Annotated in this window: 15 protein-coding genes; all 15 read left to right on the plus strand. The window is 43.4% G+C overall.

Features of this window, described 5'->3' with window-relative positions; all coding sequences use genetic code 11:
* Positions 1 to 123 precede the first annotated feature (123 nt).
* Complete coding sequence (mraZ, locus tag RI561_RS02530; protein WP_395078645.1) at positions 124 to 591, plus strand: division/cell wall cluster transcriptional repressor MraZ; 468 nt, start codon at positions 124 to 126, stop codon at positions 589 to 591.
* A gap of 1 nt (position 592) precedes the next feature.
* Positions 593 to 1,519, plus strand: a complete 927-nt coding sequence (gene rsmH / locus RI561_RS02535) for a 16S rRNA (cytosine(1402)-N(4))-methyltransferase RsmH (RefSeq protein WP_395078646.1) — start codon at positions 593 to 595, stop codon at positions 1,517 to 1,519.
* Complete coding sequence (locus RI561_RS02540) at positions 1,516 to 1,923, plus strand: hypothetical protein (protein WP_395078647.1); 408 nt, start codon at positions 1,516 to 1,518, stop codon at positions 1,921 to 1,923. Before rsmH ends, RI561_RS02540 begins: the two co-directional genes overlap by 4 nt.
* Before the next feature lie 3 nt (positions 1,924 to 1,926).
* Positions 1,927 to 4,098, plus strand: a complete 2,172-nt coding sequence (locus RI561_RS02545) for a penicillin-binding transpeptidase domain-containing protein (protein WP_395078648.1) — start codon at positions 1,927 to 1,929, stop codon at positions 4,096 to 4,098.
* Entirely contained in the window at positions 4,099 to 5,559 is a 1,461-nt protein-coding gene (locus RI561_RS02550) for a UDP-N-acetylmuramoyl-L-alanyl-D-glutamate--2,6-diaminopimelate ligase (RefSeq protein ID WP_395078649.1), read from the plus strand.
* A complete protein-coding gene (gene mraY, locus RI561_RS02555; RefSeq protein WP_395078650.1) occupies positions 5,559 to 6,695 on the plus strand; it encodes a phospho-N-acetylmuramoyl-pentapeptide-transferase in 1,137 nt (378 codons plus the stop codon). Before RI561_RS02550 ends, mraY begins: the two co-directional genes overlap by 1 nt.
* Complete coding sequence (gene murD, locus RI561_RS02560; RefSeq protein WP_395078651.1) at positions 6,692 to 8,047, plus strand: UDP-N-acetylmuramoyl-L-alanine--D-glutamate ligase; 1,356 nt, start codon at positions 6,692 to 6,694, stop codon at positions 8,045 to 8,047. The genes mraY and murD overlap by 4 nt, the downstream gene beginning before the upstream one ends.
* A 249-nt stretch (positions 8,048 to 8,296) precedes the next feature.
* Positions 8,297 to 9,487, plus strand: coding sequence for an FtsW/RodA/SpoVE family cell cycle protein (locus RI561_RS02565; protein WP_395078652.1), 1,191 nt, complete (start codon positions 8,297 to 8,299; stop codon positions 9,485 to 9,487).
* On the plus strand, positions 9,480 to 10,586 hold the full coding sequence (murG, locus tag RI561_RS02570; RefSeq protein ID WP_395078653.1) for an undecaprenyldiphospho-muramoylpentapeptide beta-N-acetylglucosaminyltransferase: 1,107 nt from the start codon (positions 9,480 to 9,482) through the stop codon (positions 10,584 to 10,586). The genes RI561_RS02565 and murG overlap by 8 nt, the downstream gene beginning before the upstream one ends.
* Before the next feature lie 60 nt (positions 10,587 to 10,646).
* On the plus strand, positions 10,647 to 12,020 hold the full coding sequence (gene murC / locus RI561_RS02575) for a UDP-N-acetylmuramate--L-alanine ligase (RefSeq protein WP_395078662.1): 1,374 nt from the start codon (positions 10,647 to 10,649) through the stop codon (positions 12,018 to 12,020).
* Entirely contained in the window at positions 12,021 to 12,749 is a 729-nt protein-coding gene (locus RI561_RS02580) for a cell division protein FtsQ/DivIB (RefSeq protein ID WP_395078654.1), read from the plus strand.
* A 44-nt stretch (positions 12,750 to 12,793) separates the two neighbouring features.
* Positions 12,794 to 14,053: a cell division protein FtsA gene (ftsA, locus tag RI561_RS02585; RefSeq protein WP_395078655.1), complete on the plus strand. Its 1,260-nt coding sequence runs from the start codon at positions 12,794 to 12,796 to the stop codon at positions 14,051 to 14,053.
* Between the two features lie 366 nt (positions 14,054 to 14,419).
* Positions 14,420 to 15,760: a cell division protein FtsZ gene (gene ftsZ / locus RI561_RS02590; protein ID WP_395078656.1), complete on the plus strand. Its 1,341-nt coding sequence runs from the start codon at positions 14,420 to 14,422 to the stop codon at positions 15,758 to 15,760.
* Positions 15,761 to 16,146: 386 nt separating this feature from the next.
* On the plus strand, positions 16,147 to 16,908 hold the full coding sequence (locus RI561_RS02595; protein WP_395078657.1) for an FkbM family methyltransferase: 762 nt from the start codon (positions 16,147 to 16,149) through the stop codon (positions 16,906 to 16,908).
* A 44-nt stretch (positions 16,909 to 16,952) separates the two neighbouring features.
* On the plus strand, positions 16,953 to 17,304 hold a 352-nt coding region (locus RI561_RS02600), incomplete at its 3' end, for a transposase (protein WP_395078658.1).

Genomic DNA, 17,304 nt, shown 5'->3' on the forward strand with positions numbered 1-17,304 from the left:
GATTTAATGGAAAGCTCTTGACACATAGTGGTGGTTTGGGGTACATTGTGGGGTGAAGTGGGAGATTGTGGGGAGCACTCTATTCTCACTTAATTTTAGCAATCTAAACACCGCAGGGATATCGTGCCAAGTTTCAAAGGACAATACGAGCATAGTATAGATGCCAAGGGGCGAGTAGCCTTCCCTGCAAAGTTACGCAAATCTTTAAGTCCGAATGCACAAGAACGCTTCACTGTAGTGCGCGGACAAGAGCCATGTCTTTATTTATATCCCGAAGATGAATGGCAAAATGTAGAAGAGAAATTATCCCGCATCAACAACTTCACAAAGAAAGGCCGCCTGGCTAAAAGAAACTTCTTGCGCTATGCGGAGGATGTATCCCTCGATAGACAAAACCGGATTGCCCTCCCCTCCGATCTTACTGACTACGCTAAAATAGATGGTAAGGCCGTATTCCTCGGGATGGGTGAATATATAGAAGTCTGGGATCCTGAAAAACTAGCCGAAGCTGATGAAGCACTTGAAGACGGTGCTTTTGAGGAGATTTTTGAACAAGTAATGAGTGATAATCCCGAAACCGATGATAGCTGATATGACTTCATATATAGAACATATCCCGGTTTTACTGAGCGAATCAGTTGAGGCCCTCATCACTGAAGAGGATGGCACTTATATAGATGGCACTCTTGGCGGAGGCGGCCATTCCAAAGAAATTTTGAATAAGCTTGGTGAAAACGGACGGCTATTTGGCATCGACCAGGATGATGAGGCGCTTGAAGCTGCTTCAAACAGAATTGGCGATGACCACCGTTTTACCCCCATAAAAGGCAATTTTGGCTATCTGACCACTATTCTACCTCCCCATACCCACGGTCAGATAGCCGGAATCCTTTTGGATCTTGGTGTTTCCACTCATCAAATTAAAGAACCTGAGCGTGGTTTTAGTTTTCAGGAAGATGGTCCCCTTGATATGCGCATGGGAAACCTATCCGGTGTCTCAGCTTACCAAGTGGTAAACGAATATGACTATGAAAAACTCCGCGATATCATCTTCCACTACGGAGAAGAAAAACAGAGCCGAAAAATTGCGAAAGCGATAATTGAAGCACGTCCCGTTGAAACTACCGGTGAATTACAGAAGGTGGTTTCATCCGTTGTAAACAAGCATTATGAAGTGAAATCGCTGGCTCGTGTTTTCCAGGCCATCCGTATTGAAGTGAACAGAGAACTGGAGATGCTGGAAAAAGTTTTGGAGCAGTCTTTGGAAGTATTGAAACCCGGCGGACGTATTGAAGCTATTTCCTATCACTCCCTTGAAGACCGCATTGTAAAACGATTTTTTAAATCCGGGAACTTCAAAGGTAAAATAGAAAAAGACTTTTACGGAAACCCGATATCCCCAATCAAGCCTGTAAACAAACAGGTTATAATCCCCACCAAAGAAGAGGTTTCCGAAAACCCCGCAGCACGAAGCGCTAAACTTCGGATTGCTGAAAAAGTAGAAGGAGGTGAATCATGATTGTACAATCCCCACTGAAGAAACATGATATTCGCCCAAACCTTCGTAAAGTTCCTTCCCCAAATGGAAATAATGGAACTCAAAATAATAGCAAAGGTAATTTTGCCCCCAAAACCAAGGGTAAAGTCAGCATGCCCAAAATCAAACCCTGGAAAGTTATTCTGGGTAGTATACTGATTGGTATAATGGGTTTGCTTTATCTAACCCACGTCTTTTCCACGCAGCAGCTGTTGGAAGAAGTTCAGGCTATAGAAGCAGAATACAACCGGGCAAGGGCGCAATACGATGAGCTTAAGCTTAGCTATGATCGTATGGTTGGTCCTGCTGATATTTACCAAAAAGCGGAAGAGCAGGGCTTTATAAATGGCGGGCCTGCCGAAGAAGTCATCATCATAGAGGAGTAAAAGATGGATGAACGTACTGCCATATTGAGCCGAATGTTTATTATATTAGGACTACTCCTTCTGATACCCTTTGCCTTAGGATTTCAACTTCTTCGCGTCAATTATTTTGAAGGAGATGAGCTTAGAGCACTTTGGAATAAACAAGCCATTGACCAAATCCCCATTCCTGCTCAGCGTGGCAACATCTACGATGCCAACGGAACACTTCTGGCTACCAATGCCGTAGATTATAAACTCGCATTTGACCCAAAGGTACCTAACAATGGCAAAATTGGTGTTCCTCAAGATAAGGTGAAAGCTTTAACTCAGAAGCTTGCATCACTGACTGACAAAAGTGCCGCTTATTATCAAAACAAAATTAATTCGGCTCCCTCACAATCAAGATATATTGTCTTAGAGAATAATCTCTCTGTCATTGCTAAAGACGAGATCAAGGCGCTCAATATTAAAGGAGTGATATTAGAGGAAAACTATCGAAGAAAATACACTTTTGGATCACTCGCAGCTCATGCCCTTGGATTTGTAAACCACGAATCTAACGGAAGAATTGGAATTGAGGCTTTCTATAATAATGAACTAAAAGGAGAAGACGGCCTCAGGCAAGTACGACGAGATCCATTTAACCGAATTTTTGAATACGTAGGCGCCCCCAAGAAACTTCCCAGAGACGGATATTCTCTTCACACCACCATTGACGCATACCTTCAGGCCATCCTTGAAGATGAACTTAAGGCAGGAGTTGAAAAACACTTAGCTACCTATGGTACCGGAATTATCATGGATCCCAAAACCGGTGCAATCAAGGCAATGGCCAATTATCCTACGTATGACCCCAACTATCCTGCAAGCAGTGAAGAGGAGAACCGCCGAAACTTCGCAGTATCTGACATGATAGAACCTGGCTCCACTTTTAAACTAGTTACTGCCATTGCTGCTGTAGAACAAGGGTTGGTTGATTTTGATGAGGTTTTTGAGACTCCCGATAATGGTGAGGTTGTGATTCATGACCTTACCCTACGTGATCATGACCCTTTGGGTGATCTTACTTTCCAGGAAGTTATTCAAAAATCCTCCAATGTGGCTACTGCTGAAATTGCCATGAGAATGGAGCCGGATGTATTCTATCAATATGCCCGAAATATGGGCTTTGGCACTGAAACCAATATTGACCTGATTGGGGAAGTTGAGGGAAGTCTTGCCAAACCCTATCAATGGAGTTTGGTGACGCTCCCATGGATGTCTCACGGATATGAAATTCAAACTACTCCCTTGCAAATCACCCAAGCGTACTCAGCCTTTGCTAATAATGGAGTGATGATGCGTCCCTATTTGGTAAATCGTGTTGAAGATAAAAATGGAAATGTGATTTCTGAGCATGAGCCTGTTAAGATTCGGAGAGTGGCTAAAGAATCAACCGTAGAAAAATTACTGCCCATATTTGAAAGTGTGGTAGCTGATTCCGGAACCGGTGATTTAGCCCAGGTTGACGGACTTCGAATTGCAGGAAAAACCGGTACCGCTAAAAAGGTTGTGAATGGACGATACACCAACAGGTACCGAGGATCTTTCGTTGGATTTTTCCCGGTGGAAGTCCCAAAATATGTCGTTTTCATTTTATTAGATGAGCCAAAGACAAGCGGTTACGGAGGATTTACAGCAGGACCAATTTTCAAAAATGTGGCTACCCGTATCGCAGGCCTGGACAGTGACATTCAGCGAAACATGAAGAATGATGAGGTCTTTAATCCTCTTACTGCCCGGATGCCTCTATTAAAAGGACTTTCTAAACAACAAGCCGAGGTGCTGCTAACAAATTTGAACCTTCCCTATGACACGGAAGGAAATGCAGGATATGTAGCACAACAATCCCCTGAGGCCGGAACAGAGATTTCACGGGAAAACGAAATTAAAATTACCCTGTCGGAAACTTATTCAACCGAAGAGGGTGAAAAGGTAAAAGAAGGCTTTGCAGAAATTCCCGATCTGAAAGGAATGAATATGAGACAAGCCACTACCCTTTTAACCGATTTAGGTTTAAAAACTGAAATCATTGGTTCAGGAACAGTATTAGCTCACTACCCCAGAGCCGGAGAATGGCTTCGCGAAGGCTACACCGTTACCGTTCGTGGCAAAGCTCGTTCACTTAATTCATTAACCCAAGTTAGCAATCAATAGTTGACACTCGATACTATCATAGAAATTTGTAAACCGCTTCACGTCAGTAATAAAGATATTGACCATGAGTTGACTACGTTCGTACTCGATTCCAGGGAAGCGGAACCGGGTTCGGTATTTATTGCTATCAGGGGCACCCAGGTTGACGGGCACATGTTTTTGGAAGATGCCATAGACCGTGGGGCAAAAGTAATTATCTGTGAAGAATCATTCTACACTGAAGAGGAAGATGTTTGTGTAATAGAAGTTGAAAACACCAAACCTCTTGCAGGCCCCCTTGCACAAGCTTTCTATGGAAATCCGGCTAAGAATTTAAAAGTAATCGGGATTACAGGAACTAACGGTAAGACAACGACTGCAACTTTAGTATATCAAACACTCCGGGCTTGCGACAAAAAAGCGGCATTACTCGGTACTGTAAGCAAGAAAATTCTGGATGATGAGTTTGACAGTAAACTCACCACAAGCGATCCCATCGAGCTTGCCGCTGATATGCAACAAATGGTTGATATGGGATGTGAATATTTAGTAATGGAAGTATCATCCCACGCTTTACATCAGCACCGGGTAGCAGGGTTCGATTTTGAAGTGGCTGCCTTTACGAATTTAAGTCACGATCATCTTGACTACCATGAAACCCTGGAGGAATACGCCAAAGCAAAACAAATGCTTTTCAACACTCTTCCGGAAACCTCAACAGCTGTGGTCAATATTGATGACAAATTTGGAAAAGAGATGCTGACCAACTGTAAGGCAGAACAAGTATTCCTCAGTTTTGATAACGAGACCGCTTACATACTCAACAATTCAGCGGAAGGAATTTCTGTCATCATAGATGGTGAAAAAATTGAAAGTTCTTTAGTGGGTAAATTTAATGCTTACAACCTGGGGCTCAGTTTTCTGATCTGTGAAACCTTGGAATTACCTGTCTCAGATATTAGTGCTGCACTAAGTAAAGCTAAAGGAGCCGCCGGACGTATGGAGCCGGTAAAAACAGATAATGAAAATCAGCCATTGGTAATTGTGGATTATGCCCACACTCCGGATGCCCTTCAAAATGTATTATCTACCCTCTCTGCCGTAAAAGATGCTGAACAGAAGCTCACCGTAATATTCGGCGCAGGAGGAGACCGGGATACTTCCAAACGACCTGAAATGGCCAAAGTATCTCAAGAATATGCAGACTCTATCATTGTAACGAGCGATAATCCCCGTACCGAAAATCCTGATCTGATTATTGCAGACATACTTTCAGGCTTTGATAATCTCGAGAATGTTAAAAGTATCACTGATCGTAGAAAAGCCATTGAATACGGCATCGAACATGCTGCTTCAAATGATATCGTACTGATTGCCGGAAAAGGCCATGAAGATTATCAGGAAATTAATGATGAACGATTTCCTTTTGATGATCGAAAAATTGCCCTCGAATTTTTGAATCTTAATACTGGGGGTAACTAATGTTACACGAACTATTTACATGGTTAGATGCAACTTATGATGTTCCCGGAACCGGTGCAGTGGCTTTTATTTCAACCCGTACGGCTTTAGCAGCCATTACTTCCCTGCTCATTAGTTTATTTATTGGCCGTAAGATCATTCACTGGCTAAGCAGTTTACAACTCAAAGAAGTAATTCGGGATGATATTGGGCTCGACCACCACCTTACAAAAGGATCAACCCCAACCATGGGTGGAGTTATTATCATTTTATCCATAGTGATACCCACTGTTTTATGGGCACGCATGGATAGCATCTACAGCTGGCTGATTGTTTTTGTAGTCCTTGCTTTAGGAATCGTAGGCTTTATTGATGATTACATAAAAGTAGTCAAGAAAGATAAAAGCGGACTCGCAGGATGGTTTAAAATTGCGGGACAAGTCAGTGTTGGTTTAGTTGTTGGTGGAGTTCTTTACTTCTATCCTGAATTTGAGTCTTTCAATTCCCTCACAACGGTCCCCTTTCTCAAAAATGTGAATCTGGATTATGCATTCTTTGGCGATACCCTCGGCTGGATGATCTATCTTGGAGTTGCCGTTTTTGTGGTTACAGCAGTATCTAACGCAACAAATTTAACAGATGGTCTTGATGGGCTTGCAGCAGGCACTTCTGCTATTTGTGGCATTGTCTTTGCCATTTTTGCTTACGTATCCGGGCGTGTAGACTTTTCCGGTTTTTTAGACATCATGTATCTGCCCGGAGCCGGAGAGCTTACCATATTTACTGCTTCACTCATCGGAGCCTGTATCGGATTTCTATGGTACAACACAAACCCGGCCTCAGTATTTATGGGTGATACGGGATCGCTGGCATTAGGTGGTGCATTTGGTGCCCTCGGGCTAATGCTCCATAAAGAATTACTGCTGCCCTTTATCTGTGGAATCTTTTTTATTGAAACGCTTTCAGTCATTATTCAGACAACCTACTTCAAATACACAAAGCGGAAGTACGGAAAAGGAAAGCGTGTATTCTTAATGACTCCCATCCACCATCACTTTGAGAAAAAAGGATGGCCGGAACAAAAGATCGTAGTACGGTTTTGGATCATCACCATTTTACTGGGAATTCTGAGCTTTCTAACTCTGAAAATCCGATGAGAAAAGTTGAAAACAAACATATAGTCGTGATTGGTGCTGCCAAAAGTGGTATTGCAGCTGCCCTACTCCTTGCTAAAAAAGGAGCTGACGTTTTTGTATCGGATTATGGCCAAATCTCGGGTGATGCCAAAAAGAAATTAAACAAAGCCGGAATTCCATATGAGGAAAACGGTCATACTTATAAAGCCAAATCGGGTGATTTTGTGGTCGTTAGTCCCGGCGTGGCCACCGAGGCTCCCATCATTCAGCATTACCTAAATGCGGGGAAGGAAGTACTTTCTGAAATAGAAGCCGCAAGCTGGTTTACCGATCAAAAAATTATAGCCGTAACAGGCAGTAATGGAAAAACCACTGTTGCCAATTGGTTAGATCATGTTTGGGAAACCGCCAAAAAAGAACATGCATTGGCCGGTAATATCGGTGTTGCATTTTCTGATCAGGTAGAATCCAATAAAGGAGATTTCCTGCTTGAAGTAAGCAGTTTTCAACTTGATCACATCAAAGACTTTAAACCGGCAGTGAGTATGATTTTGAATATCACTCCCGATCATTTGAATCGCTACCAAAATAGCCTTGAAGCTTACGCTGGGGCGAAATTCAGGATTACAGAAAACCAGACGGAAGAGGATCAGTTCATCTTTAACTATGACGATCCGATCATTCAAAAACACGTTGAACAGCTAAAGCAAAAACAATCAACTCCCCAACTTTGGGCCTTTTCAAATGAAAGGGAGGTCCCTGAAGGAGCTTTTGTTCGCAACGACCATATCATCTTCAAATTCAACGACGAGGAAGAACCACTTATGCACATAAAAGAAATAGGATTACGAGGCCGACACAATTTAAGTAACGGCCTTGCAACAGCTCTTGCTGCTCGCGCTGCAGAAATTAAGAACGAAGCCATACGTGAAAGCCTGAAATCCTTTACCGGAGTTGAGCACCGGCTTGAAATAGCACGAGAAGTTGAAGGCGTGAAATATATAAACGACAGTAAAGCCACGAATGTGAATGCAGTCTGGTTTGCCCTCGACAGCTTTAATGTGCCTGTGACTTTGATTTTGGGCGGCCGGGATAAAGGAAATGATTACAGCGAATTAAAAGATCAGATTCGAGAAAAGGTTCACACCGTAATTGCAATTGGAGAATCCAGAGATCGAATTGAAGAACAGCTTAAAGATACAGCGCCCAATTTTGTACGAGTTGAAACGATGGGCGGAGCAGTACGAGCTGCACAAAAAGTAGCTAAGAAAGGAGAAGTCGTGCTATTGAGTCCGGCTTGTGCCTCTTTTGATATGTTCGACAGCTACGAACACCGAGGTAAAATTTTCAAAGACGAAGTGAATAAACTCTGACAAATAAATACCAAAAACCAAATTCCAATTATCAAAGTAACAACTCAAATATCGCCAACGCCCGTCATTGCGAGAAGGCTTTCAAGTATGAGTCGCATTGATATGTTTGCCGACGAAGCAATCTCCTTAAAACGATTTTCCAAGTATTTCGGGGAGATTGCCGCGTCGTTAGACTTTCTAAATCGAGATTGGACAAAAAGCCTCCTCGCAATGACTGTACTTAAAGTAACTACTGAATCGAAATAATTAATGATATACACCAGTCCACATAGCAATATTTCCAACATCATCGGCACTTCGGCTGAGGATATCGATACGCGCAAGCAAGGCAGCGATCGGTATTTATTGATGGCTGTGGTTATCCTGATGACTTTTGGTATGCTGGCGGTGTATTCGTCCATTGCGTTTTTTGCGGAGACTAAATCGACTACAGCCGGACAATTGATTATTGGGCATTTGGTTAAACTGGGTATCGCCTTTATTGGAATGTTGATCTTATCAAAATTCAACTATCATACCTTGGCCAAATTCAGTCGTGTTGGAATGGTTGTGAGTTTATTTCTGCTAATGGCCGTACTCGCTTTTGGAACCGAACAATTTGGAGCAAGACGTTGGCTGAATATCGCAGGATTTTCATTTCAGCCCTCTATGGTGGCCTCTGTAGCCCTAATATTACACGTATGTGTTCTACTAAGTGAAAAGCAGGAATACATCAAAGATTTTAAAAAGACCTTCCTCCCTATCATGTTCTGGGTCATTCTAACCTGTGGGCTTATTGGATTAGAAGATTTCAGCAGTGCCGGAATTTTAATGGTTATTTGCCTGGTGATTATGTTTATCGGCCGGGTAAGTGTGATACAACTTGGAGCCTTAATTGCCATAGGAATACTTGGCGGTGTGCTTTTAGTCGGACAATCCACGAATCGACAAGACCGTATTGATCAGTATATAACTCAAGTTAAAGACATTCCCAGCGATCATTTCATTCAAGGCAGTGGGTATCAGGCTCAACAGGCCCATATTGCCATTGCCAAAGGAGAACTACTGGGTGTTGGAATTGGCAAAAGTACGCAGCGAGATTTCCTCCCCGCCCCTTACAACGATTTTATTTTTGCCATCATCGCTGAAGAATACGGCTTGGTTGGTACTATGACGCTCATACTAATGTTTACCCTGATATTGTTTAGGGGAGTGGTTTTCATAGCCAGAAATGCTGAAGATCATCTTGGCTCGCTGTTGGCGGTGGGCTGCACATTGATGATTGTGCTTTATGGATTTGTAAATGCCGGTGTTGCCAGTGGCATTCTACCGGTAACAGGACTCCCCATGCCTTTTGTAAGCTACGGCGGAACAAGTATGCTATTTGCCGGTGGTATGGTGGGTATCCTTCTCAACATCTCGAAACATAACCGGGACCGGAGGCCTTTGTTCTATGGATAATCCAAGAATTTTATTGGCAGCCGGCGGAACAGGCGGACATGTATATCCTGCTATTGCAATTGCAGATGCTCTAAGGGAAGAAAACCCCGATTCAGAAATTTTATTTGTGGGCACAAAAAACCACATGGAATGGAAAGCGGTACCCAAAGCAGGATACAATATCCTGAATGTTTGGATCAGCGGTTTCCATCGCCGATTTACGTTTAAAAACGCATTATTTCCGGTGAAGTTGATCACCAGTTTATTCCAAAGTCTAAAAATATTGAGTGATTTTAAACCGAATGTTGTGGTCTCCTGCGGGGGATACGTTGCAGGTCCGGTTGGATGGGTAGCAGGCAAAAAAGGCATCCCGGTTGTGATACAAGAACAAAACAGTTTTCCCGGTGTTACCAACCGACTGTTGGCTAAATTTGCCGTCAAAATATTTACCGCTTTTAAGGAAGCCGACCAGTATCTCCCCAAAGAGAAAACACAAGTAACCGGAAACCCAACACGATCATCTCTTAAAGACGCCGATCGTGAGCAAGCACTTGAATCATTTGGATTCAGTGAGGATAAACAAGTATTGCTGGTAATGGGCGGAAGCGGTGGAGCTAAAACCATTAATGAGGCGATGAAAGCCAACATTGAGAATCTGCATGATGAAGCCGGACTACAAATTATCTGGCAGTGCGGGCCTCGATATTATGATGAACTTTCAACTGAAATCGATGAGCAGAAATTAGAAAACCTGAGGCTCCTGGCCTATCTCGATAATATGGCTGAAGCCTATGCCGTGGCTGACTTAGTGATAAGCCGTGCCGGGGCAAGTTCATGCTCCGAGCTGATGCTGACGGGAAAACCAAGCATACTGGTTCCCTCGCCTAATGTTGCGGGAGACCATCAAACGCAAAACGCAAAAGCAATGGTTAATGCCGGAGCTTCAAAAATGCTGGAGGACAGCACTATGAAAGAAACCATGAGTGAATTAGTAGAACAACTGATCCACGATCAGGAAAATCTGAAGCGAATGAATCAGGCTGCGTTAAATCTTGCCAAGCCTGATGCAGCCAAACTGATTGCCAAAGAAATTTTAGAAATCGCAAAATCCAAGTTATAAGCAGCAGTGGAAAAACGCATCGAAACACAACCCGTATTTGGCCGCACTAAACATATCCACATGGTGGGTATAGGTGGCATTGGTATGAGCGGGATGGCCGAAATATTGTTACAGCGCGGTTATAAAGTAACCGGCTCAGACGGTGCAGAAACCGAAACTACGCGACGGTTACAGGAACTTGGTGCTACCGTCCATAAGGGCCATGATGCCAAATATATTGAAGGCTCCGATGTAGTCGTCTACACCAGTGCTGTAAAAGCCGACGAAAATGTAGAAACTAAAGCGGCCATGGAAAACCGTATTCCTACTATCAAACGTGCGGAAATGCTGGCTGAATTGATGAAAATGAAATTCGGTATCGGGGTAGCGGGTACTCACGGCAAAACTACGACCACCACAATGGTCGGCCATGTAACCCAAGATGGTAATTACGATCCAACCATTATTGTAGGCGGCAAAGTCCACAGTTTTGATAAAACCAATGCCGTAGTTGGCACAGGGGATCTCATTGTAGTGGAAGCCGATGAATTTGACCGAACATTCCTGCGCCTCTCCCCTTCCATAGCTATTATCACAAATATAGAAGCCGAACATCTCGACATTTATGATGACCTGGAAGATGTACAACAAGCTTTCGTTGATTATGCCAATAAAGTTCCCTTTTACGGTGCCGTGATTGTATGCCTGGATGATCCGAATGTGCGAAGCATTTTGCCACAGCTGGAGAAACGAGTGATTACCTACGGATTAAATCCCCAGGCTCAACTTCGAGCTACCGATATTCGCGTTGATGCGTTCACCAGCACTTTTTCTGTGATTTATGAAGGGGAAAAACTTGGGGTGATCACACTGAATGCTCCCGGTGAGCATAATGTAAAAAATGCTTTGGCCGCTGTGGCAACAGGAATTGAACTTGGTATTGATTTCAAACTAATAAAGAAAGGCCTGGAACATTTTGAAGGGGTCTTCCGAAGATTTCAGCTGAAATATGATAACGGCTGTATGGTGATCGATGATTATGCACATCACCCCACCGAAGTTCAAGCCACTTTACAGGCTGCTCGCAAAGGCTGGCCCGATCGCAGAGTAGTAGCCGTATTTCAACCTCATTTGTATTCCCGTACACAGGAACTTTATAAAGAATTTGGCCTCTCCTTTTTTGATGCAGAGATGTTGATCTGCACCGATGTATATCCTTCCCGCGAAGAACCTATTGAGGGAGTAACCGGGAAGTTGGTAGCCGACACCGCTGAACAATACGGACACAAAAATGTGAAGTATGTTGAAAAAAAGGAAGAGATCACCCAAACCTTGAAAGAAATTGCAGAAGAAGGCGACATCATCATCACGATGGGCGCCGGTGATATTTACCGATTTGGCGAAGATTTTATAGAAGCATTGAAGTCAGGCAAATTCAAACCAAAAGCGAAATAGTTGAGTAAGAAGCAAGCAAATACATCCTTATTACCCTGGTTAACCGCTGTTTTGATGGTGACTGGGATTGCTGTGCTTGCCGCCATGTACTGGAACCGAAATGTGACGGTACAAGATTTAAAAGTGAATGAACTGACTTTTGTTGAATATGAAGAAGTCAAAGAATCAGCGGCAGTACCAACCGGTATTAAACCTGACAGTTTGAATTTAGAGGAAGTCGCACTTCGCGTAGAGAAATTGGATTACGTGCAAAAAGTCACCTCCTATATCGAGCCGGATGGAAGCTTGCGATTGAATATTACCGAACGCGAACCATTGGCTCTGTTAATTGACGGCTCAAATCGCATTTATGTAGACGCTCAAGGGGTGAAACTCCCAATTCTGGAAGGAAAAACAAGAAATTTACCACTGCTATACGGCTATAGCTCCAATCAGGATGACACCTTGCAGGATGAATCCTTTTTGCAAGTGAGTGACTTTTTGGTTCAGGCTCGAAATGATCGTTTTGGATGGACGACCATCAGCGAAGTAGCTTTTGACGAGAATGATGGCGTGGTGGCTCTGAGTCATGAGAACGGAGTTAAACTGCTATTTGGCCGAAACAATTTTAAAACCAAACTGCAGAACTGGAAAGCATTTTATGCACAGGTCGTCAAAACCAAAGGCATTGACAGCATGCAACAAGTTGATCTTCGGTTCACAAACCAAGTGGTAACCCGTGAAATTTAGATACTTAACATTTTTAGCAATCATCAAAAACACAGCGGATCGTCATGGAAGAACATGAAAACATAATGGTAGGTCTCGATATCGGGACCACGAAAATTTGCGCAATCGTAGCCTCAATCGATGAACAGGAACGCATTCATATCCTCGGGGTGGGCAAAGCTCACAGTGATGGATTGAATCGCGGTGTTGTGGTAAACATCGACAAAACCGTAAATGCTATCAAAGATGCCATCGCTCAGGCTGAGCTGGCCTCCGGCATTCAGGTGAACTCAGTAAATGTGGGTATCGCCGGCGACCACATCCGAAGTATGCGCAGCAAAGGTGTCATCACTATCAACAACAAAGACAATGAAATTACGGCTAAAGACGTAGAACGCCTGCTCGAAGATTGTCAGCGTATCATGCTTCCAACCGATCAACAAATCCTGCATGTGATTCCACAGGAATTTGTGGTTGACGGTCAGGATGGCATCAGCGATCCCGTTGGAATGAGCGGCATGCGAATGGAAGCGGAAGTCCACATTATAACCGGACTGGTTTCGGCTGCTAAAAATATGTATCGCTGTGTGGAAAAAGCCGGTTACCAAGTTGCAGACTTGATTCTGGAACCTCTTGCCTCTTCGTACTCAGTATTGGATGATGAGGAAAAAGAAGCCGGTGTGGTATTGGTTGATATCGGAGGCGGAACTACCGACCTCGCCATTTTCCAGGATAACACCATCCGGCATACCGCTGTTGTGGCTATCGCCGGACAAAAAGTAACGGACGATATACGTCTTGGATTAAGTGTACTCGACGATCAGGCTGAAACCTTGAAACGCAAACACGGCGAATGTTATGCCGATCTCATTGAAGATGACGAAACCATCACGGTTCCGGGCATCGCAGGTCGACCTCCCAAAGAAATTACCAAAAGCATACTTGCCAAAATTGTACAAGCCCGCATGGAAGAGATCCTCGAAATCGTGGGCATTGAAATTAAGCGCAGCGGATATGCAGAATCAATGAGCGCCGGCGTGGTTATTACCGGTGGCGGTTCATTGATCAAAAATATTTGTCCGCTGGCAAATGAAATTTTAGGACTGGATGCCAAAGTGGGAATTCCACTGGGTATCACAGGCGGACTGAAGGAAGAAGTGAACAGCCCCATCTACGCAACCGGTGTAGGTCTGGTAATGCATGCCCTTCGTTCAGGAACCGCAAACAATCAAACGATGATGCCATCATCATCAAAAGGAACCAACGTGGAGCAGGTGATGCAGAAAATCACTGAGCGTATGAAGAGTTGGTTCAAAGAACTTTAAACAGTGAACAGTTTACAGTGATCAGTAAACAGAATTAAACCGTCTGACGAATTATATAGGCAACATAGCTTAAATCATCCATCAGAACGACTTAGAGTGGTCAGATGGAGTGTGCATCTTTCGTCTGACGGATGGATTCAAGAATGAATATCAAAGAACTTTAGAAGTAAAATCAGCAATCAACAACACAACGGAATGAAATCGTCTGACGAATTTAATAAGCAACATAGCTTGAATTATCCATCAGAACGACTTAGAGCGGTCAGATGGAATAAGAATCTCTCGTCTGACGGATGGAATTCCAAAAGCAATCATCTACAACTAACAATCCAGTAAAAAAACAACAACTCAAAAGGAGTTAATATCATGGCTAACAATTCACGTTTCTTTTTCGACGAGCAAAGCCAGGAAAACGCCAAGATCAAAGTGATCGGCGTAGGCGGCGGTGGCGGTAACGCCATTAACAATATGATTAACATGGGACTCGAAAGTGTGGAGTATATCGCTCTGAACACAGATGCACAGGCCCTCAAAAACAGCATGGCGGATATCAAGATACAGGTGGGCTCAGCCCTTACCAACGGACTTGGTGCCGGAGCTCGACCTGAAATCGGTCGGGAAGCGGTGGAAGAAAATCGCCATGAAATTGAGGAATCTATCGAAAATGCCGATATGGTCTTTGTGACTGCAGGCATGGGCGGTGGAACCGGAACCGGGGGAGCTCCTGTAGTTGCCGGCATTGCCAAGCGACGCGGAATCCTGACTGTGGGTATCATCACAACCCCATTTGAATGTGAGGGTAAAGTTCGTAAGAAGTATGCCTTGGAGGGAATCACCGAACTCAAGAAAAATTGCGATACCGTTATCGTAATTCCCAATGAGCGACTGCTTGATATCGCCGACGAGAATACGTCTCTGATGGAAGCTTTCGCGATGGCAAATGAGGTACTTTATAATGCAACCCGAGGCATCAGTGATTTAATCCTCATGCCCGGACTTATCAACCTTGACTTTGCTGACGTCCGCACTACAATGAGTGACGGTGGAGCAGCGATCATGGGATCTGCAACAGCAGACGGACAAGACCGAGCCGAAAAAGCAGCACGTTCTGCTATCAACTCTCCATTGCTTGATGGGGTGAGTATCCGCGGAGCACGAAATGTATTGGTCAATATCTCAGCCGGTTCCAACCTTGGAATGCGCGAAACTACTACTGCAACCAACATCATCCACGAAGAGGCCGGAGAAAATGCCGAAATCATTCTCGGTACCGTATTGGATGAGGAATTTGGCGATCAGATCAGAGTTACGGTAATTGCTACCGGTTTTGACCTTGCTGAAGATCGTACTAAGGCTAAAGTCTCCGGCAATAAAGAAAGTTCGCTCAACAAAGCAGCTGAAAATGCACAAGCCGAAATACAGTCATCCAACAAAAAAGCTGATGTACCTAAGCGATTTTCCCGTTCAACAGGCGACTATTACAAAGGGGAAAATAACCTTAAAAAGTTGGATACTCCCTCCTATCTTCGTCGCGATCTAAACGTTCGCAAACAAGAAGAAAACATTGAAGCTCGTGAAGAGCCTACCAATGAAAAGGAGAGCGAAAATGATGCTCAGGATAATATCGCCCCATTTCAAAGTCGGGCGGAACGTATCCGTAAAGACGATACCGATCAGCCTGCTTTCTTAAGAAAGATCATGGACTGATAAAATCATTGAGATACCGGTTTTTAGTTTAGCCATGGGACCGGTGTCTCTGTGAAACTTGATTTTACTGGATTATAGCTTCCATAAAGCTATAGATTGCTAACAATAGAGAAGGCTCCTTGATAGGGAGCCTTTTCTTTTTTTTGATCGCAGATTTTGTGATTGCGCAGATTTCACTGATAAAAAAATCATTGAAAACCTCAGTTCGATTATAAACCTCAAGAAGTTGTCATCCATGTAGATGTTAGATAATTCTTTGACATTTTTTGTTAAACTTATCAGAAAAAGAGTATGATTCATTGGTCAGTAATTCACTTAGACAATCAACAAATAATAACCTACTTTTTTGGAGCCCATAGAACCTTCAAAAAATTATGATAAAAGTTTTGCTTCAAAAGATAGTCCCTCGTTTCCTGCTCCGCCGGTATAAGGAATTCCGATATTACCAGCTTCTCAGGGATTATGATATCAATGATCAACCGGACCTTTTGGTAGCTAAAGAACTGGTGAGTAAAGAATCTACTTTTATCGATATTGGTGAGAATGTTGGTTTATACACCCGGTTTCTTTCGCCCGAAGTTTCGAAAGTGTTTAGCTTTGAGCCGGTTCCTTTTACCTTTGATATTCTATCTAATAATATGGAGCGATTTAAGCTTGATAATGTAGAGCTTCACCAAGTCGCCATTTCAAATTCGAATGGGGAATCGATTATTGAAGTGCCTATTTACGGTGGAACCCGGAACTACTTTCGGGCCTCGTTACGCAAAGACTGTTCTGATATTTCTTCGGATATGCAATTCACTATTCAGACGAAAACCATCGATACTCTCTTTATTGATAAAGCTGATGCCATTTCACTTGTTAAATATGACGTCGAAGGACATGAACTCAACTGCATAAAAGGAGCTTCCGAATTTCTGAAAAAATCTGACGCAGCCTGGCTTATTGAAATCTCTGAATCTCCTGATGATACATCCTCTTCCGGATTCAAGGTTGTTCAACTCATGGAACAACATGGTTTTCAAACCTACCTCTTTGAGGAAAACTCCTTACGTCCCAGAAAACCCGGTGATAACAGCGTTAATTATTTCTTTCTGAAAGAACATCATCTGAATACACTAGGAGTCTGTCGGACTTTTTGGGGGTAAATTGTTAGTTTAGGATGAACTTTAATTGAACCTGAAACGCTTTTATGTCTGTTAATTTTCGCTTGGTGGATCGTGAGACCGCCTATTTGCTTCCACCATCTATAGATGAATGGCTTCCGGAAGATCATTTAGCCCGGTTTGTGGTAGAAATTGTTGACCAGCTTGATCTTTCAGCTCTTGAGGGAGCCTATGCAGGAAGGGGTTCAGCTGCCTATCATCCTCGCATGCTCCTTGCCTTATTATTTTACAGCTACGCTCGTGGAACCTTTTCCTCCCGTAAGATTGAGGCAGCCACCTACGAGTCGGTTCCGATGCGTTATATTGCAGCCAATCAACATCCTGATCATGATACTATTTGCACATTTCGAGGTAGGTTTTTGGATGAGTTAAGTGATT

The organism is Gracilimonas sp. (genome assembly GCF_031581265.1).
In the GTDB taxonomy this organism is placed as follows: domain Bacteria; phylum Bacteroidota; class Rhodothermia; order Balneolales; family Balneolaceae; genus Gracilimonas.